The 18,604-nt window shown below is 59.5% G+C and carries 21 protein-coding genes and 1 pseudogene; 10 read left to right on the plus strand and 12 right to left on the minus strand.

The features are described 5' to 3' along the window. Positions 1-35: 35 nt before the first annotated feature. Positions 36-1,241, plus strand: a complete 1,206-nt coding sequence (locus JNL86_02455; GenBank protein ID MBL8041763.1) for a DUF4157 domain-containing protein — start codon at positions 36-38, stop codon at positions 1,239-1,241. A gap of 213 nt (positions 1,242-1,454) precedes the next feature. Here the strand turns inward: JNL86_02455 and JNL86_02460 are convergent, their stop codons facing one another. The 3 genes from JNL86_02460 to JNL86_02470 all read right to left on the minus strand — a co-directional run bounded on the left by JNL86_02460 (position 1,455) and on the right by JNL86_02470 (position 3,261). Further along, positions 1,455-2,519 carry a radical SAM protein gene (locus tag JNL86_02460; protein MBL8041764.1) on the minus strand — a complete coding sequence of 355 codons (1,065 nt, stop codon included), beginning with the start codon at positions 2,517-2,519 and terminating at the stop codon, positions 1,455-1,457. Between the two features lie 9 nt (positions 2,520-2,528). Next, positions 2,529-2,804 carry a hypothetical protein gene (locus tag JNL86_02465; protein MBL8041765.1) on the minus strand — a complete coding sequence of 92 codons (276 nt, stop codon included), beginning with the start codon at positions 2,802-2,804 and terminating at the stop codon, positions 2,529-2,531. Positions 2,805-3,072: 268 nt separating this feature from the next. After that, positions 3,073-3,261 (minus strand): hypothetical protein, encoded by a 189-nt coding sequence (locus JNL86_02470; protein MBL8041766.1) that lies wholly within the window; start codon positions 3,259-3,261, stop codon positions 3,073-3,075. A gap of 372 nt (positions 3,262-3,633) precedes the next feature. On the opposite strand from JNL86_02470, the gene JNL86_02475 reads away from it, so the two are divergent. Both JNL86_02475 and JNL86_02480 read left to right on the plus strand, forming a co-directional pair. Then, positions 3,634-3,912, plus strand: coding sequence for a hypothetical protein (locus tag JNL86_02475; GenBank protein ID MBL8041767.1), 279 nt, complete (start codon positions 3,634-3,636; stop codon positions 3,910-3,912). Positions 3,913-4,244: 332 nt separating this feature from the next. Continuing rightward, the gene (locus JNL86_02480) at positions 4,245-4,679 is read left to right on the plus strand and encodes a DUF1353 domain-containing protein (protein MBL8041768.1); all 435 of its coding nucleotides are present in this window, start codon (positions 4,245-4,247) and stop codon (positions 4,677-4,679) included. A gap of 168 nt (positions 4,680-4,847) precedes the next feature. On the opposite strand, the gene JNL86_02485 is transcribed toward JNL86_02480, so the two are convergent. Further along, a complete protein-coding gene (locus JNL86_02485) occupies positions 4,848-5,306 on the minus strand; it encodes a hypothetical protein (protein MBL8041769.1) in 459 nt (152 codons plus the stop codon). 646 nt (positions 5,307-5,952) lie between these two features. On the opposite strand from JNL86_02485, the gene JNL86_02490 reads away from it, so the two are divergent. Next, positions 5,953-6,291 carry a hypothetical protein gene (locus JNL86_02490; protein MBL8041770.1) on the plus strand — a complete coding sequence of 113 codons (339 nt, stop codon included), beginning with the start codon at positions 5,953-5,955 and terminating at the stop codon, positions 6,289-6,291. Positions 6,292-6,304: 13 nt separating this feature from the next. On the opposite strand, the gene JNL86_02495 is transcribed toward JNL86_02490, so the two are convergent. Then, positions 6,305-7,318: an AraC family transcriptional regulator gene (locus tag JNL86_02495; GenBank protein ID MBL8041771.1), complete on the minus strand. Its 1,014-nt coding sequence runs from the start codon at positions 7,316-7,318 to the stop codon at positions 6,305-6,307. Between the two features lie 191 nt (positions 7,319-7,509). On the opposite strand from JNL86_02495, the gene JNL86_02500 reads away from it, so the two are divergent. Continuing rightward, entirely contained in the window at positions 7,510-8,331 is an 822-nt protein-coding gene (locus tag JNL86_02500; GenBank protein MBL8041772.1) for a class I SAM-dependent methyltransferase, read from the plus strand. A 33-nt stretch (positions 8,332-8,364) separates the two neighbouring features. Further along, positions 8,365-8,712 carry a carboxymuconolactone decarboxylase family protein gene (locus JNL86_02505; protein MBL8041773.1) on the plus strand — a complete coding sequence of 116 codons (348 nt, stop codon included), beginning with the start codon at positions 8,365-8,367 and terminating at the stop codon, positions 8,710-8,712. 215 nt (positions 8,713-8,927) lie between these two features. Here the strand turns inward: JNL86_02505 and JNL86_02510 are convergent, their stop codons facing one another. Further along, on the minus strand, positions 8,928-10,154 hold the full coding sequence (locus JNL86_02510; protein ID MBL8041774.1) for a PAS domain S-box protein: 1,227 nt from the start codon (positions 10,152-10,154) through the stop codon (positions 8,928-8,930). Positions 10,155-10,300: 146 nt separating this feature from the next. On the opposite strand from JNL86_02510, the gene JNL86_02515 reads away from it, so the two are divergent. Beyond that, complete coding sequence (locus tag JNL86_02515; protein ID MBL8041775.1) at positions 10,301-11,206, plus strand: hypothetical protein; 906 nt, start codon at positions 10,301-10,303, stop codon at positions 11,204-11,206. 54 nt (positions 11,207-11,260) lie between these two features. Further along, the gene (locus JNL86_02520; GenBank protein ID MBL8041776.1) at positions 11,261-11,656 is read left to right on the plus strand and encodes a hypothetical protein; all 396 of its coding nucleotides are present in this window, start codon (positions 11,261-11,263) and stop codon (positions 11,654-11,656) included. A gap of 85 nt (positions 11,657-11,741) precedes the next feature. Here the strand turns inward: JNL86_02520 and JNL86_02525 are convergent. Beyond that, positions 11,742-12,359 (minus strand): annotated as a pseudogene (locus JNL86_02525) (DUF2959 domain-containing protein). A 351-nt stretch (positions 12,360-12,710) separates the two neighbouring features. Here JNL86_02525 and JNL86_02530 point away from each other — a divergent pair. Continuing rightward, complete coding sequence (locus tag JNL86_02530) at positions 12,711-13,157, plus strand: SRPBCC family protein (protein MBL8041777.1); 447 nt, start codon at positions 12,711-12,713, stop codon at positions 13,155-13,157. 3 nt (positions 13,158-13,160) lie between these two features. Here the strand turns inward: JNL86_02530 and pyk are convergent, their stop codons facing one another. After that, complete coding sequence (pyk, locus tag JNL86_02535; GenBank protein MBL8041778.1) at positions 13,161-14,585, minus strand: pyruvate kinase; 1,425 nt, start codon at positions 14,583-14,585, stop codon at positions 13,161-13,163. Positions 14,586-15,071: 486 nt separating this feature from the next. Here pyk and JNL86_02540 point away from each other — a divergent pair, with 486 nt between their 5' ends. Then, positions 15,072-16,280 carry a threonine ammonia-lyase gene (locus JNL86_02540; protein ID MBL8041779.1) on the plus strand — a complete coding sequence of 403 codons (1,209 nt, stop codon included), beginning with the start codon at positions 15,072-15,074 and terminating at the stop codon, positions 16,278-16,280. A gap of 65 nt (positions 16,281-16,345) precedes the next feature. Here the strand turns inward: JNL86_02540 and JNL86_02545 are convergent, their stop codons facing one another. From JNL86_02545 to JNL86_02560, 4 genes are all read right to left on the minus strand, one after another. Further along, positions 16,346-17,032: a carbonic anhydrase gene (locus JNL86_02545; GenBank protein ID MBL8041780.1), complete on the minus strand. Its 687-nt coding sequence runs from the start codon at positions 17,030-17,032 to the stop codon at positions 16,346-16,348. A 174-nt stretch (positions 17,033-17,206) separates the two neighbouring features. Next, entirely contained in the window at positions 17,207-17,488 is a 282-nt protein-coding gene (locus JNL86_02550) for an antibiotic biosynthesis monooxygenase (GenBank protein MBL8041781.1), read from the minus strand. A 79-nt stretch (positions 17,489-17,567) separates the two neighbouring features. Then, the gene (locus tag JNL86_02555; protein MBL8041782.1) at positions 17,568-18,086 is read right to left on the minus strand and encodes a hypothetical protein; all 519 of its coding nucleotides are present in this window, start codon (positions 18,084-18,086) and stop codon (positions 17,568-17,570) included. Between the two features lie 156 nt (positions 18,087-18,242). Next, entirely contained in the window at positions 18,243-18,602 is a 360-nt protein-coding gene (locus tag JNL86_02560; GenBank protein ID MBL8041783.1) for a VOC family protein, read from the minus strand. Positions 18,603-18,604 lie beyond the last annotated feature (2 nt).

Below are 18,604 nucleotides of genomic sequence, written 5' to 3' on the forward strand. Positions count from 1 at the left end.
GGTTCGCTGAACGAAGAGGAGTGGAATCAAGCACGATGCGAAGGACGGACCATTTCCACGGGCCTATCTCGATTTCCTCGGCTCGTGACGGGCCGGAGAGATCAACTCTTCCGCCAAGGGCACGTGCGGCGGCCAGGGATCTGACGGGGGCGCTGCCCGGACTCGGCATTCAGGCCGGGTATGAGTTTGGGCGCATTCCGATCTTCCCGGTGAGCCGCGAACGCCATCGAGTTCCGGATGTTTCCAAACCGACCGACCACGTGGAACGGGAAGCAGAGCAAATGGCACGCGCTGTTTTACAGCAGCCGGCCGGATTTTCCCGGCAGCAAGAGGGGCTAGGCATCCGGGACACCGCGACGACGTCCGACGTGCATTCGGCCGACACCAGCGGACAACCGCTGGCCCCGGCTACGCGGATGTTTTTTGAAACACGTTTCGGTGTCGATCTTGGTCGCGTGCGAATTTTTTCAGACTCCCGTGCGGCGCGCGAGGCCGAATCCATCAACGCGAAGGCCTTCACCACCGAGGAGCGGATTGTGTTTGGATCCGGAGCCTACGCCCCGGAGACCGCATCGGGACGTGGGCTCATGGCCCATGAGTTGGCGCATGTGGTTCAGCAGCGGACATCCCGGGCGCCTTCAAACCGACTCTATCGCAGCCCGCAGGACCATCCCAACGAGACGCAAGCCGAGGTACAACGACTTGCGGAGGAAATGAATCAGCTCGCGGTGAAGAACGCCTGGGCCGGGGTTGATCGCACCTATCGGCAGATCGAGACGCTGGGCGACGGTGCATTTGCTCTGGCGCAGGATCCGGCCGCGCTTCACTTTTTAGGGGCCCAGGCTGCCAGGAACCTCGGCGACATCCGGCGCTACAAGTCTCTGATCCAACGGGCGACAACGGCGCTGCTGGCTACGGGGCGTTCCCCTGATGATCAGCAGCTAGCCATGCTGCAGGGAGAACTGACCGCGATTGATCAGGCCTATGGCGCGGTGACGATCGCGCCACGATCCAAGCGGTCGGCAAATGCCAAGAAAGGTGAGTCGGTGGGACCCGAGTTGGTGCCGGCCGTGATGCCGTTTGCCGGAGATCAGCGCGTGAGTATCGAACGCGCGCGAGCGCAGATCATGGAGACCGGTTCATTTTCCGGGATGTTGCCGGCTGGAGCCTATACGCTCGGAACGGAATCGTTTGCGGTCATCGCGGGCACCAATGTTCCGCAAGTGCTCTGGGGACCGTAATTCAGCCGTCGTTCTCATGCCCTCCGGTTCCCCTTTCATTCTTGCCTGCTGAGAATGTGACTCGCGCGAAGGCGATGACGCATGAGTGCGGGTCAATCTGATGGTTGAACGGAATGCGGTGGAGTAATGTCTCAGCGGATACGCGCGTGACTTGAGCGTTGATCAGTTGCGGTAGCGGGCGGCGCTGTGAAGGAGCGGCTTGCGAGCGATGTGCTACTCACTGAGCTCGGAGGCACAGGTCTGCATGAGCTGTTCGCGCACCTGCGCGGGAGGAAATTGCGAGGCTGCGGCGTACACCTGTTCGTACCAATTCAACACCGGCTCGTTGTCCTTGCGCACCGCCTGTTCGTAGACGAGGCGGCAGAGTGTGAGAAACGCCGCATAGTCGCGCGTGATCCATTCCGCAGCCAGGTCCGGTAGGGGACGGTCCTTGATGTTTCCCCAGGCCCAGGCGCGGGGAAACCCGTATTGCATGGGTGAGACAAGCCCGCTGGTCTCGATGACCAAGGGCGCGATGACATCGGCCACCGTCTGCGCGCCGCACAATGTCGCCTCCCGCACGAACACCCGCGTTGGATGTTCCAGCATGGCCGGAACCGTAGCCAGGTCGATCTGCACGTCCAGTTCTTCCCCATACAACTCACGGATGCGCCCTGCCTCGCAGAGGGCTGCCGCATTCTCTTCTCCGTCCGGATACGACTCACCCAGTCTGCACGTCGCCCGCCCTACCGGTTCCAATGGATGGAGTTGCAGCAGCGAGGCGCCTTGTTCGACGGCGAATTCCGCGACCCAGTCCAATTCGTGGACGTTGTGGAACGTCAGCGTGAAGATAAACCCGAAGGGAATCCCAGAGGCGCGCAGCGCGGGGAGGCGGGCGCACATCTCATCGAAGGCCCGCGGCGAATTGCGCATGAAGTTGTGTGATTCAGGAATGCCGTCCAGGCTGATTGCGACGAGGTCGCAATCAGCCCGTAAGACGTCCAACTGGCGTTGCTCGAGGAGCATGCCGTTCGTCGTGACCGTCGTCACGAGACCCGCGTCATGGGCTGCGTGCAACAGCTGCCCCAAGGCAGGATACAGCAGGGGTTCCCCGCCGGATACTGACATCACCTTGTAGCCGATGGCGGCCGCATCCGCGACTGCCGCCTGCAACAGATCGATGTTCAGCTGCTCGGACACCGCCGGTCCCGAATCCGAGTAACAATGCAGGCATTGTAGGTTGCAGCGTCTACCCGGATGGACCTGCAACGTCGGATATTGTCCGGCTGGTCCTTGCATGGCCGGCGATTAGCCCCGCAGCGTGAACTTGATTTGTGCGATATCCGGCCGAGGGATGCCGTTGATGAGGATGTGGAGATCCCGCAATTCCTTCAATTTTGAGAGGGTCCCCAGGTTGGCCTTGAAGTTGGCCACGCCTGTCTGCACGGTGCCGATGACGACTTCGGGGTGTGGTGTGCCGACCTCGTGCCAATCGATCACTTTGACGCCCTTCAGTCGTTTCTTGATGGTGCTTGCTGCTGCGCTCAGCTTCACAGACCCGCGCCCACTCGGTTGTTTGGCCATCGAAGCCCTCCTTTGTGTGGTAGTGGTTGTGCGCATTGTGACGCACGTGGTGATGAGATGACGGCACCATACAACTTCTTGTGAAAAACGACAAGTCCAACGGGCTCCCAGCCGGCGGGCTCGATCCTGGTGGGGCGAGCCTGCGGCGAGTAGTCAACCGGAACGATCACGGATGGTACGTAGGACTGCCGGCGAGTGGCCGTGACACAGCCAATCAGGGCGTTGAGCCCACCGTCAATTTGAAGGGGGTGTGTTCGGAACAGCCTGGTTAAGTGCCCATGGCGGCCCAGATTTTCTGGGCCTGTTCTCCGGTAAATGTCATGTCGTCCTGCGATGAGGAGCTGCGCTCGAAATACAAATGCAGTAAGCCGCCGCCATAATGCGCCTCGCGGACCAGATCGAGATTGATTGCAACTTCACCGGCACGTTCTTCGTCGTTCACCTTCACGAATCGCATGAGACCGTCTCCTTCCTGAAGAACTGTTCAGGGTTCCACAAGGGTACTGAACAGCGAGCATACCTCAGGCCGCTCAAACGCGTGAGCGAAGGTTGGAAACATGCGTGTTCCTGACGGGTGGCGAGGACCACGTCAGGTGGTTGGGACCCCCCTGGTCCGTATCAACCAGCGGAGTACAAGCCGTCTGTGACAGTGCATGATGTGTGGCGCCTGGAGGGCGACAGGCGTGAAGTCTACGGTAGGCCATGTATCTACGTAGGACAATTCGGCGCGGTACAAATGTGAGAGAAACTTGTGCCTGCCGCTCTTCCTGCTAGAGTGATGGTGAGGCGAGTGTCTTACCAATTACCCGTTACACAGTAAGGAGCGCATATGGCCGACTTGTTTGCAAAACATCCCAATACCGTCAAAGATGTGATTGTGACCGATACAATTTGTCCATTGCACAAGGAGCCGGTGAAGGTGCAGTTCGAAATGAACGGCGTACAGGGAAAGGTTACGGCCCGGGAGCAATGCTCCATTCTGCACGTAGGGGAAACCTGCAGCGAGGAATGCCGGAACAACCCTGAAATCCTTAACGCCGTGCATCGGAAAATGCAGGAGTTCCGGGACGAGTCGGCGCGGGAGATTCCGATCATCGCGACGCCATAGAAGAGAGGCTCAACGGCGACGGCGTACCCGTCTGGAAGCCGCGGCCATGAGTGGTGAGCCGCCTTCGCTCCCGGTGCGGAGGCGGCTGGTTTCGTATCCGGTCAGTGACTCCTCTTTCCCCTCGGCCACCACGTCTATCAATGATTCCGTTCATTCGTCGGTTGCATTCGACTCGCCTCCTTTCATAGAGGCACCAGCTGGTCGAGTGCCGTTCCTCAGCCTTCCTGCACCCCGATCGCTACGTGCTGTTGCTTGCCTACGCGGTCTCTGTGGACCACCAGACTTGTGCCGCTCGTGATGTGTGGAGCTGGTGTGGGACGCAGGTGGTCGGGATGGCGAAGCGATCAACCACTCCGGCTGCTGCTCCACTGCGATCGGCGCTGCCCAAGCCGGTCGTCACCTATGACGATCCGGAATGGAGACTGATCGACGATTGTTGTTATGGCGCGCTGGATGGCTCTGTCATTACTGCCAAACGAGGGCTTAGAAGCGACCTGGCCAGCATTCCCCGTCTCTTCTGGGCGATCATCGCCTCGCACGAATTCTTGCTCATCGTGCCGATCATGCATGATGTGATCTATCGATGCGGAGGGAAGGTGGGCGTGCCTCACGGTGAAGTCGAGCCGGCCGGCAGGGTGTTCGATCGAAAAGTCGCAGATGATGTGTGTCTTGAATTGATGACGAGGTCGAACATTTCCGATTGGAAACGGAATGTGGCCTATCTGGCCGTCCTGGCGTTTGGCCCGTCATCCTGGCGACAAGTCTGACGGGTGGGCAGAGACGCGTGTCAGCCTTGATCTGATCCTACCGGGGTGCGAGCCCTCAGGCGGAAACAATTTCCATGGTATGGGGGGACAAGCGGGAGGCGAGTCCCGGCTGTGGTTGGCGGGGCGGCTAGCGAGCGATATGCCTGGAACAGGCGAGGCACGGACCACTTATTTGATGAACGGCTGCCCGGACTGTTGCCACTCGTCGAGGCTCATGACGACGGCGGTGGTCTTCGTGAATCCCAATTCCGCGAGAGATTGTGCCGCGAGAGACGCGCGGTTGCCGCTTTGACACTGGAGGTAGAGTGGCTTCGCCATCTGTGGGGCGGCGGGTGACCCGACATGTTTCCAGATCTGAAACTCGAGGACCCCACGAGGAATATTCACCGCGCCGGGCACGTGACCCGCAGCAAATTCATGCGGCTCGCGCACATCGATGATGATTGCCTCGCCGGGACTGTCCACCACCTTCCGATAGTCTTCCATCCCGATCGTTGTGACGTGTTGCTGCGCGGCTTGAATTTTCTGCAGGACGGCCGGTGGGAGGGTTTGGGCGAAGGTGCCGGATGAAATTGGGCACAGGACACCGGCAAGGGCGATCAGAGAGAATACGATCAGTCGATGCATAGGGTGATCCTTTTCATTGGCAGCAAGCGGACGTGGTGAATAGTCTTGAGTGTTGACAGCAGGATTACTCTACGCCACTCGTGAGCGAGGCTCAAGCGCGGCGGGGAGTGCGAGACGCGTTGTGGTCGGGATAGAGACAGCCAGAAAAGGATGGGATGATGGGAGTATCATGATGTGCATCATGGTAGGTGCGTTGAGCGCTCATTTGTGGGAGAGGGAGCCGTGTAGGTGATTCACCAGAAGGAGTCTGTCTTCATGACGTGACGGAATCACACGAGAATCGTTCCGATGAGGAGCAACTGTATGAAGATAGTCACCGTCTTTATCTTACAGCAGCAAGAATGTGTGTTGGGCTGCTCTTGCGATAGTCGCGTGAGGACGGAGACGGATTGCGTGCACGGGCTTCGTTTTCGCACGGTACGTACTGAGCGAAACCGCTCGGCCCCAGTACGAACGCGTGGTGTCAGTCGGTAGAGAGGCTGAATTTTCGCGGGCCACCACTGTGAGCGGGTACGCATTTCGTGAGTGAGCTGGTGGCATGGGATGTGCTGACTCTCAGGTCACACCGAGGGGCACCCACAGCAAGATCATATGCTGGTGATGTGGATCGCCAATGTCGAAACAAAGTTTTGCAGAGGGAAGGGTCATGAAAATTCTGGTGTTCTGTGTGTGTATGAGTCTCGTGTTGCCGGTGGTGAGTGACGCGCGCTGTCGAACGGTGGGGGAGAGTGCCAGCTTGGGAAGTGAATACGGGACGTTCCCGCTCTATCCGGCGGAACGCCTCGTTGCGGCCGGGCAGAAGCGTGACAGTGTCGCGATGCAGTGGGCCGGGTATGGTATTGGGCTGCCACTGTTTGTCGTGGCGATGCCGTTTGCGATGGTCGGTGCGGTTGCCGGTGCCGTCGCACATCCGTGGACGACGTGTGAGGAGATCGAGGGGCGTCGCGAGTCGCCAGAAGATCGCCTCTCATGGGTGAAGATGTAAATTCGCGTGATCGCTACCTCGTATGGAGGCGAGTCGTGTTCCTACCGGGGATGGCTGTCCCGCCCGTGGTTCTCGACTGGCTACGGAATCTTGCCGGTGGCAGGCCGAACTCTCGTTTGAACGCACGATTGAAAGAGGGTTCGGATTCATAGCCGACCTCTCCCGCCACTTCAGCGACGCTCTTGGATGTCGACGCAAGCTGCTGAGCCGCCAATTGCAGCCGCCAACGCGTGAGGTATCCGATGGGGGTATCGGACAAGTAGTGTCGAAAGCGCTCGGCGAGCACGGAGCGGGACAGTCCCACCTCGACGGCCAGCGTGGCGATCGTCCAGGGTCTGGCCGGATCTCGATGCAGGCATGCCAGGGCTTTGCCTACGGCCGGGTCACGCAACCCGGCCAGCCAGCCGCTCTGGGTGGCGGGCAGTTGTGCCACATATCGCCGCAATGCTTCAACGAACAACACCTCGGATAGTTTCGCGAGCACCGTCTCCCCGCCGGGGTCTGCTGCCTCGGCTTGTCCCACCGAATAGCGGAGCGAATCCTCCAACCATCGCCCTGACGGTTCGTCGCGAATGTGGAGCTTCATCAGCGCAGGCAGTCCCGCAAGGAACACCTGACTCAGGTGCCGCTCGCACGTCAGGTACCCGCAGATCAACTTTGTCATCTCGCCGCCGCCCCCGTATTGCGAGAGCATCCGGCCCTCGGCCAGCACCTGTTGCAGGTGCGTAGAACTGTCGACCGGTTTCACTGGCGGGCCGTTCCCCATCACATGCGCATCACCGTGAGGAAAAATGACGAGGTCTCCCGCGATCAACGACAGCGGACGCGCCTCACTCTCGATACGAGCATGGCCGCGCCCTTCGGTCAGGAGATGAAAAATGATCACATGCTTCGAAGCAGCGGAGAGATACGAAGCCATTGTGTCCGCATCCGGTTCGCGCATACACCAGGGCGCGGAGAATTCTCCGTGGAAAAACACGGCGCCGTCGAGCTTTACGGCCTTCAACACTTCGGACAGGACATCCATGGAATATACGCTCGCCATGGGCCAGGTTTCGGCTAACCGGTTCGGACGCCGGGATAAGGACGAGTCCAGGGTACCATGCTCCTGCTAAGAGAGCCAGACGCGCGGATAAGACGCCCGCGCTGCATCTCGCTAGAGTGGTCCCACGACAGCATGGTGAGTACGCCAACACGACAGAGATCGAGGAGGACATCATGACGACCAGCACGCTGACCACGGAGATGGATGGGTTGAAGCAGACACTTCAACAGATTTGGACGGCAGGAGACTACGACCGTTTTTCACGCTACCTGGAAGGTGGCGCGCGCGAATTCTACGAACGGCTGCCGGTCGCGCCTGGTGCAATGCTGCTCGACGTCGGGTGCGGATCCGGCCAACTGGCGTTGATTGCCGCCAAGGATGGGCTCGAGGTTACGGGTGTAGATATTGCGCCAAACTGGGTGGAGCGGGCGCGAGCGCGGGCGCAGGCCGAGGGGCTACGGGTCAGGTTCGATCAAGGCGATGCGGAGGCGTTGCCCTATGCCGACAAGTCCTTCGATTTGGTGGTGAGCATTCTCGGCGCCATGTTCGCACCACGTCCGGATCTGGTCGCGCAGGAGCTGTTGCGTGTGTGCGTCCCGGGGGGCACGGTGGCGATGGCGAATTGGACGCCCCAGGGTTTCGTTGGGCGGATGTTCAAGATCGTTGCGAAGTTCATCGCACCTTCCGGGATGCCGTCGCCGGTGTTGTGGGGGGAGGAAGCCATGGTCCGCGAACGACTCGGGGCCGGTCTCTCCTCGTTGCACATGGCGAGGCGAGTCTACCGACTCGACTATCCGTTTCCGCCTGCTGAGGTCGTGGACTTCTTCCGCCAATACTATGGTCCGATCAATCGCGCCTTTGCTTCGTTGGACGAATCCGGTCAGGAGCGCTTACGGGCAGAGTTAGAACTGCTTTGGTCCCAACACAACCGGGTGCAGGGCGGGGCCACAGTGGTGGAGGCGGAATACTTGGAAGTCATCGGCACGCGGGCGTAGGACCTTCAGAGCAATCAACCAAGGAGGGGCATCATGTCACAGGCATTGACCAGCGTCGAACGGGAGCAAGCCGTTGGGCTATACGATCTGAGCAATATTAACAAGATGAAAGACCTCGTCACCCTGGCACCGGAAGCGATGACGGCGTTTATCGCGTTCGACAAAGCCGCCCTGGCCGACGGAATCATTCCCAAAAAGTACAAGGAGTTGATCGCACTGGGGGTCGCCTTTACGACGCAGTGCCCCTATTGCATCGATATCCATGCGAACAGTGCGCGGAAAGTGGGTGCGTCAGAACCGGAGCTGGCTGAAACTGTGCTCGTCGCGGCCGCGTTGCGCGCGGGCGGGGCCATCACTCATGGCACCCATGCATTGAAATGAACACGAATGGAGAAGTCTTGGCGGGCGAGGGAGCGTGGAGCTGATGTTCCGGCCGCATGCTCCCTCTGGGGGAAGGGGCTTATCGGATGTCGAAGGAGCATGTCATTGGTGTGCATTTGGCATGACGGTCGGGCCGATATGCTGTGAGAGACGTGAGGTCGACCCTGGCGTCCGATCGGTCAACGCGCTCCTGTACGACCGGGGGTGTGGCGAATTCAGGATCCCGGCGTTGCCTCGATGGTTGAGTGAGTTCCGAACAGCAACACGAATTCAGAGCCGCCGCCTTCCCGTGGTTGCACCCAGGTTCGTCCGCCATGCCGATGTGCAATTTGTTGGACGATGGCCAGTCCCGCGCCGGTGCCGTGCACCTCGCGTCCCACGGCGCGTTGGAACAGGTGGAAAATCCGTTGGGCTTGGTCCGGTTCAACCCCGATCCCGCGGTCCCGCACCGCGAGGCCGACTAGGCGGTCGGTGCCTTCCATGAGGCTATAGGGAGCCAAGTCGATCTCAGGGGCTTGCCCAGGCCGGTGAAATTTCAGCGCGTTCGCAATCAGATTGTAGAGTGCTTGCGTGACCCAGGTCTTGTTGACACGGTACGAAGGAAAGTCGGTGGCGACCTGGATGTGTGCGCCCGTGCGCCGGATGGTCTCATCGAGTTGAGTCAAGGCCGCTCTGACCAGATCTTGACCGCGGACCACCTCATAGGGCATCTCCATGCGTTGTGCCCTCGACAGCACGAGCAGATCCTCCATGAGTCGATCCATCCGCTCCGCGGCTCGAATCACGCGGTCGAGGTAATCGATGCCCTTCATATCCAGGCGGTCGCCGTATCGTTCGCGCACCAAGTGCGAGAAGTTCGAGATGGATCGCAAGGGCTCTCGCAGATCGTGCGAGCTGACGTACAGGAGGGTTTCCAAATCGCGATTGCGCTGCTGGAGCTCGGCCGTGCGCTCCTGCACGCGGTGCTCCAATTCTTCATGGGACCGTCGCAATGCCTGCGCCGCCTGCTCACGATCCGTGACGTCGCGCGCGATCGCGTAGAGGATCCCGTCCGGATGCGGCGAAGATTTCCACGACAGCAGCCGCCAGGAGCCATTCTGGTGTTGATAGCGGTTCTGAAACTCCAGGACCGGTTCACCCCTGCCGATCTGGCGTTCGACCTCAAGCAGTGTACTGGCTCGATCATCGGGATGCACGAAGTCGAGGAAAGGCCGGCCCATCAGTTCCTCGAGGCTCCAGCCTAACGTGCGGGTGAAGGCCGGGCTCAGCCGGATGAAATAGCCTTCGGCATTGGCGATGCAGAGCATGTCCAACGAGAGGTCGAAGAAGCGGTCGATGTCCGTTTCCGCCTGCCGGCGCGTAATCGATTCGCTGTCGAGTTTGCGACGGAGCAACTGCACATGTGGATTGTCAGACGGGGAAGGTGAGGAACTCGTCGTCATGGGAGAATCTTAGTAAAAATATCACGGTCGTTCAAGGCTGCTGGGCGTATCCAATTCCTTCCCGGTCTTGACTTCGTTCAGGCATCGCCTATACTCCGGTCGCAACGACGGGTCATGGCTGTTGGTATCCACAGTGGAGGACTGCGATGCGGAGAACAGGAGCTGGTTTCGCCGGTGTATTGATGCTCACGATGGCCATGAGTGCTATGCCGGATGCGGGACGCGCCGATTGTGTGGATGGTGTGCGCAACGCTACACCGGAAGAAGTGGCGTTTGCGGCCAAAGCGGAGGCGGCCCTGGCGGCGGCTTTGCCGGCACCCATTCCGAACAGCGAGCGGCGTGGCGGACCCTATGATTTCGCCCGGCAGCCGCGGCTCTCATTCTGTAAAGGCGATCAGGTGGGTGCGTTTGTCCCGAGTGCGGGTGGCGGGTATGTGTACAAGTTCCCCAAGGCGGAGGCCGAGCGCCTGTATGTCGAACGCAAGGCGGTGGAGAAGCAGATTGAAGAGGCGGAGAAATTGCCGCCGGACAAGGATGCTGAACATCAGCAGGTACTCGCGCAGATGAAAGCCGCCTACAACGCGGCCCCACGTCGCAGTCGGAAAGATCCTCCCTTCACGCCCGAGCAGCAAGCGCAGGTGGATCGTGCAATGGCCGAAGGAAATACACACGCAGATGCGGCGAAGAAGCTGGTCAGCGACCATGTCGCATCAGTGAAATCCCAAACCGACCAGCTACGCGCCCAAGCCAAGCGGTTGGAGTCCTATCCGCAGGAGTTTGCCGTACGCTTCGCGATAAACATGGAGCGCTTCCCGGAGTCCGTTCCGATGTTGGCGACATTCGGTGTGCCGAGTGCCCGCCGTAGCGGAGGCCTCGCCGTGCATAACGTTGTGATGGCAGTCGAGGGACCGGAAGGAGCGGCGCGTCAAGCCCTGTTCGATGCGGTGGACAAGGTCTACCTCCAGGGCCTCGTCGGTCAGCCGTTGCCCGAGGTCGAGGCATCGAAAGCACGGGCCGAGCGAAATAGTCAGGTTGCGCCTGCAGGGAAATAGACGTCGAATGGAAAAATCCTTGGTGCTCTCCCGGTCCCGGACTACACTGTGACCATGGAGACACAGCACCAGAGAGGCAGGGGAACCGGCGTCGGCATCTTCGCCGGGTTTCTTGTCGGTTTCCTCTGGTTTTTTCTCAGCTTCGCAGCCATGTTCAATGGCGTGTTTGTCTTCCTATTGCTGCTGGTTCCCGCCTACGCTCTCTCGGGAGCGCTTCTCGTGTGGATCTTCCGGCTTCCACCGTTTCATGCAGCCATGTCCCTCGTGGCTCCGGCGTTACCCTGGGTGGCCTGGTTGTGGCCCGCGACCATCTCGAGCTCCGGTTGGCTGAAGTCCCTCGCCTGGCCCGTTCTTGTAGGCACGGCCTTTGGGATGAGTCTACTCGGTGCCCAACGCGTAGCGGCCAGGCATCGACGCAAGCCGACTCAGCCCGATTCGGCTCTTGCCTAGCTGCTCATCGCTGCCTCGCCACCCATTCATCCCTACCGGGCTTCTGTCATGTGGTGAAGATCTGCAAGTGGGTACCCCCCGACAATCAGGCGTTTTCTTTTTCCATGGACGCAATGAAGCTATCTGCTTCGCTGATGGAGGCGTTGAGATCCTTGATCAGCGCGTCGATGTTTCCTTCCACTGTAGTCAATTCACTCTTGAGCGAAGCGATGGCCTGCGCATTCAGGTTATGCTTCAGAAACAAGACATGGTCTTTGAGCTTGGCCAAAACCGGGTCCATCTTCGCCTCCGCGCGTTTCATGGCCTTGATCAACTGCGCATACTGGGCTCGCGTCTGCGTAAGCTGCTTCTGGCTTTTCTGACGCAGCGACGCGTTGGAATATTGCTTTAATTCGCCTTCCCACTCTGCAAAGAGCGCCTCCGACACATCTTCTACTGAAGCGATGCGGGTACGTACGGCTTGCGCGCGCTTCTCGCTCTGTTGATACTCGTCATTCAACACATCGTACTTATCCTGCAACTCGCCGCCCTGGACGTTCAACGTTTTGGTAAAGCGATCGAGCGCCGACTTGAATTGTTCTTTGGCGTCCTGCTGGGCGTCCCGCGCTTTTTTGACATCACTGACCATCAGGTCGCGTTTGTGATAGCCGAGTTTTTCCATCGTTTCATAATAGGCGGTCTGACAGCCTGAACCGGTGAGGCCCGCGAGGACGAGTCCCCAAGTCAGGACGAAAGGAGCGAGTCTGCGAATGCCGACAGGATACCGAACGTTCATCATGTCATCCTTCTCCAGGCGATGCATTCCGGCCTCATGTCCGGCCTCATGCTGAGTGCCACCGCCGATCGTGGTGAGTCCGTTTGAAGAATATCCGCCAGGCTGATTGCCTGCCACCGTCACTGTAACAGACCGATCCTGCTTCTTCCATTGTTCTTGTGCCCCGCAGAGGCCTTGTCTGGACAGTGTGTGTAGATCCTGGCATGCTCCGCAGGACGAAAGATGAGCCCATCTCCCACGCGAGCGGGAACCAATCCCTTTGGAAAAGGAGTCAGGAGCATGCCGACCAATACCGTCCGACTTCACCGTGTGCTTCGCGCGACGCCGGAACGAATTTATCGGGCGTTCCTCGATGCAGATGCGATGGCGAAGTGGCTGCCGCCGAACGGGTTCACCGGGAAAGTGCATCACATGGATGCCAAGGTGAATGGCACCTTCAAAATGTCGTTCACGAATTTCACCACAGGAAAGAGCCATTCATTTGGCGGGACATACTTAGAGCTCACGCCGTACGAGCGGATCCGCTACACGGACGTGTTCGACGATCCGAACCTGCCGGGGGAGATGCATGTGACCGTTACCTTGAAACAGGTGTCGTGCGGGACCGAGATGACCGCCGTGCAAGAGGGGATCCCCGAGGTAATTCCCGCGGAAGCCTGCTACCTCGGCTGGCAGGAATCGCTGACCCTGCTGACGAAACTCGTCGAGGCGGAGATTCCCGACTAGACATCACGCGTCCGGCGGAAGGTCGTCCGACGGCACGTCGCGTATCTGAATTGAATCGACTCGTTGCTGCGCCAGCACGTCTGAGATAATGACGACCTTGTCTCCGGCCCGGAACTGCTCACGATCCTTGAGGATGCGGAATGCCGTTTGGAGCGTTTTTTCCGGGTCTGAACTGAAATCGATTTTAAACGGATAGACCCCGCGGTTCAGCAACATGGTCCTCCGGGGTTGGCTCATGTTGGTAAAGGCATAGATGTTGGTGGCGAAGGGGCGACAATTCGCCACGAGGTCAGCCATGATCCCGCGTCTGGTAATCACGACGATGCCCTTGGCCTTGACCCCTTCCGCAAGTTGCACGGCCGCTGCCGCCAGCTGCTGTTTATTGCCTGCATCACGCAAGTGTTTCGCAAATTGGAGTCCCGGTATCGTTTCAGATTTGAGCGCAATCCTGCGAAGATATTCGACGCACTTGACCGGATATTTGCCCACCGTGGTTTCGCCGGACAGCATGACGGCATCAGCTTCTTCGTAGATTGCGTTGGCCACATCGGTGACCTCGGCGCGGGTGGGGTGTGGATGGTGGATCATGGATTCGAGCAAATGTGTCGCCACGATCACGCGTTTACCGTACTCGGCGCAGAGTCGGACGATCGTGCGTTGGACGTTTGGGAGATCCTCGAGATTGATTTCTACGCCCAAATCTCCACGCGCCACCATGATGCCGTCCGATTCTTTGATGATGGATTCCAGGTTACGGACCCCTTCCTGATCTTCGATCTTGGCGACGATCTTGACCCGTCCGACCTTGTCGCCCATGAGCGCCTTTAGTTGCTCGATGTCTCCGGCCTCCCGGACGAACGAAAGCGCGATGAAGTCCACATCCCGCTCCAGGCCGAACAGGATATCCTTCGTATCCTTGGGCGTGATGGCCGGAAGATTGACGCGCACGCCGGGGAGATTCACGTGGCGTTTGCTTTTCAACAGCCCGCCGTCCAGGACGCGGCATCGCATGTGGCGTTCATGCTTCTCCAGCACCTCGAAATTAATCAACCCGTTGTCCACGGTGATCCGGTCGCCCACGTTGACCGCTTCGAGAAGGTCGGCATAATTGATGTGGATCGAGCTTTCCTCGACGTTCAAGGGTCCGCGCGTCGTGACGGAGACGATCTCCCCTTGTCGCAGGTTCAAGTCGTTGGAGAGATCCCCGGTGCGGATCTCCGGACCTTGTGTGTCCAGGAGAATGGGGATGGGGAACTTCACCTTCCGATTCAGGGTCTTGATGTGCTGGATGACCTTGGCGTGGGATTCGTGGTCGCCGTGAGACATGTTCAGGCGGGCGATGCTCATGCCGGCGTCGTAGAGTTTCTGCAGCATCTCGTAGGATTCTGTCGCCGGGCCGATGGTGCAGATGATGCGAGTCTTTTGCATGCAGTGCTCCGCGTGAGGTGAAGACACATAACCAACGCCGTCGATTCGAGGGCGATCAGTCAGGCGACGGCGACGTGATACTAGAAGAAGCGGGCTAACCGGGTCCATTCTACTTTTTCTCGCGAGACTCGTCCACGATTGCTGTCGCGACACGATACCATGGCGTACCCGGTGGATAGGCGCTGACGTCTTCTCGGAAGCGTTGACGGTTCACCATTTGGCCCCAAAGGCGTGCTTGATCCACCGGACGACTCTGGTATATGCTCCGCCTTCGTGAATTGTTTGCCCATGTGACGAATCGAACATGACCATCAATCGGCAGGGCATCGGCATTAGCATGGCGGCGGCGATGATGATCGCCAGCTCCGCCTGAGCCTGCCTGCCACCGAACGTCGTGCTGATGCAGCAGAGGCCCCTGGCGGATTCAACCCCACCAGGGGTTTTTTATTGTTGAATCAGGTTGAGCCAGCGAAAGGACGAACAGACATGGTGACCGCGCAGTCGATTGAGGCCGCGGCCTCGCGTATCCAACCGTCAATCTACGAATCACCACTGGTCCATTCCAGGACCTTGTCGCGGCTCACCGGCAACACGATCTTCCTCAAGCTCGAAAATCTTCAAATGACGGGGTCGTTCAAGGAGCGGGGGGCCCTCAACCGGATTCTCATGATGACCGATGAGGAGCGCCGCCGCGGCGTCATTGCGGCTTCGGCCGGCAACCACGCGCAGGGCGTGGCCTACCATGCGACCCAACGGAATATTCCTGTCCAGATCTGGATGCCGCGGTCAACGCCGTTGGTCAAACTCTCAGCCACGCGCAACCATGGAGCGGACGTTGTACTCCACGGCGAGAATTATGACGAGGCCTGCCAGGCGGCGATGGAGCGCAGTCAGGAGCGGCACGCAACCTTCATTCATCCCTTCGATGACGATGAAGTGATCGCCGGGCAAGGGACGCTCGGCTTAGAACTGCTGCGGCAGAATCCGACCTTGGAGGTGATCGTCGTGCCGGTAGGCGGCGGAGGGCTGATCGGGGGCGTGAGCTGCGCGATAAAGGAACGGGCGAGCCAGGTGGAAGTGGTGGGTGTGCAAACCGCCCGTCTGCCGTCAATGAGCGCGGCGCTGGGGAGCGGCGCTCCGGTCGAACTGCCGGCCGGCCCGACTTTGGCTGATGGGATCGCCGTGAGAAAAGCCGGCTCCCGGACGCTCCCGTTGGTGCAACGGTACGTTGATCAGATCCACAGCGTCGACGAAGACGAGATCGCGGCGGCGATCCTGACGCTGCTCGAAGGAGAGAAGACCGTGGCGGAGGGAGCAGGGGCCGTGGCGCTGGCGGCATTACTGCAAGGCAAGACGGGGCATCGTGGAAAAAACATCGCCGTGCTCGTATCGGGCGGGAATCTGGATGTGAATCTGCTGGCGCGCATCATCGAGCGGGGAATGGTCAGGGATGGAAGGCGGTTGCGGCTGCGCGTGCGGCTGCCGGACTATCCCGGCTCGCTCGAAGGATTGACCGCGGTGATCGCCAAAGCCAGCGCCAACATCGTGGAGACGTCGTACAACCGCGCCCACTATGGCGTCGGCCTGAACGAGGCGGCGTTGGACGTGACCATGGAAACGCGGGGTCGTGAGCATGCGTCGGAATTGCTGGCGGCGCTGAGCGGGTCCCGTTACGAGTTCAGCGTGATCGAGTAGCCGTTGCAGATGGCTTGCGGGCTCGCCTATTGCTCGATCCCCGCACGCCTGGCGCCGAGCGCCTCCTACCGAGCAATCGCTTGCGGTTGCCGGGCTTCGGCGAGCTGAACATTGACGTGGACCACTCCGTCATTCAAGTTTCGATAGGGATAGCGATCCGTGATCAGCGGCAGGTTATCAGCCACATCCTGGGTTGTGACAACCGAGAGCGCCGGCACATACCGCCCTGAAGGCACCTTGACCCCGATGATTTTGGCTCCCGGTTCGACCACGACACGATTGCCCAACTCCGCGCGAAAGACCAGCGCCTGCATCCCGACAAAGGTGTCATTGCCGACCTTGGCCGGCCCATGGACCTGCGATTGGTGAGCCAGCGACACGCGGTCTCCGATGTATACCGAATAGGGCTTGCCGTCCACCTCGACCTCGTTCTCCGGAAGTTCGTGGTCGCCTTCGAAGGTCTCCAGGCCATGAACCACGACTCCGTCCTGCACATTGCTATCGTTGCCGATATGGATGTGCCGCCCTTCATCACCACGGACCGACGCGGCGGGCGCGACGAACACGCGATCTCCGAGCGTCACCGAGCCGATGACGATGCCGAGGGGATGAATCCTGGTGTGATTCCCGATGACCGGCGCTTCGACGTCCGGCATGAACGTGGTCTTCACGCTGGGGCCGACATAGCCGGTGAGGATGAAGCCGAGCAGGATGAGATTAAGGGAGAGGGACAGTTTCAGGTAACGGTACATAGGTCCAGCTCTTTCCTGTGACAATGTTGTGATGCGGTGGTCTGCCTAAGGAGGGGTATGCAGGTTGTCCATAGGGAGAGTGTAGGCGTTGGGTCCTGAATTCACAAGAAAATGAAGTAGACATGAAAGAGAAGGGAGGCTGCAGCTTCTGCGATGACCGGTCCGCTCGGGCAGCTACAGCACGCCTCGTTCGATCTCGTGGAGATAGAGAAACTCGGGGGCTTTCACGCCGGCCTGTTTCCGGATTTCCACCAATTCGGGCGACTCGAAGAACCGACGCGCCTGCTCCAGGGACGACCACTCGGAGAAATGCACGATCGAGTTTGCGTCCCGGTCATGCCGGAGAAGTTGGTACCTGATCTCACCTGCGTGTTTTCTGATGTCGGCAGCCCTGTCGAACACGACTTTCCAGGCCGGGTAGGCCTCGACCTCATGAATGATCAACACGTGTGGCATCTGACATCCTGTAGTTCAGTGTCGTTGGGGCGCAGGTGGGTGCGGGGAGGGAATGAAACATACGTATCGCCCAGACCTGTCATCGGTTCTCGTCCTGGCGAATCCGCATGGGAGCGGTGACGGCCTGTTGCGTCAGATGGCCATGTTGCGGGGCGAGTTGCGAGAAAGTGGCCTCGTGGGCGTCCTGCACGGAAAAGCGATATTCTTTTCCCTTGGTGAATTGCGCTGGAACTTCAACGAGCACTTGCCCGACGTAGACCACGCGACCCGATTGGCTCTCGAAGACGAGATTGAGGTCTCCCCCGGTGCCGGATAAACCGGTCCGATAAAATCTTTTCATCAGATACTGCCCTGGCCGAAGCCGGGCGAGGAATGGGCGTTCCTGCCCGGCTCTGGCTTCCAATTGGTACCGAGAGACATAGGGGCTTTCTCCATTCGGGTCCCTCGGCTGCGTTTGCACGACATCGAACTCATACATCGAGGCCTGGTCGCTGGTCGCTCTTCCGCCGGCGGAGGTTTCCTGCGTGGACCTCACCAGCACGGAACCGATCACGATACCCCATTCGGGAGCAGGCGCTGCAATCCGTTCGTTAGACATGTCGAGAGACGAGGCGCAGGCGGCGAGGCTCAAGGCCAGAGGCGCTAGTATGGTAGAAAGAACAGGCCTCTGCAAAGTTGCGTGGTCAACAAATCTCATGCTTCGCACTATCTCTGGTTGAGCGGCCTCAGTCAAGAGATGGGAAGCGTCCAGCCATCAGGTTTCGCGCTCGAAGGCCTGTCGGATCGCCGCCAGATTGGGTTTCGACATGGTCAAGATCGCCTCCATCACGCGTTCTGCCCTGGCGGGATCCTTCTCCCGTAGCATGTCGTTCCAGTCCGGCGACACGATTTGCCAGGAGAGGCCGAACTTATCCTTCAGCCAGCCGCAGGGGCCTTCCTCTCCGCCGTCCGACAACTTAGCCCACATCTCGTCGATGTCGGCCTGGTTCCGGCACTTCACCATCATCGAAATAGCTTCGGAGAACCTGAAGAGCGGACCGCCGTTGAGCGCGACGAATTCCTGGCCATCCAACTCAGATGACCGATTACATCGCGTAGACCTGTCCGCTATAATGC

Origin of the sequence: Nitrospira sp. (genome assembly GCA_016788885.1) — a bacterium.
Classification (GTDB): domain Bacteria; phylum Nitrospirota; class Nitrospiria; order Nitrospirales; family Nitrospiraceae; genus Nitrospira_A.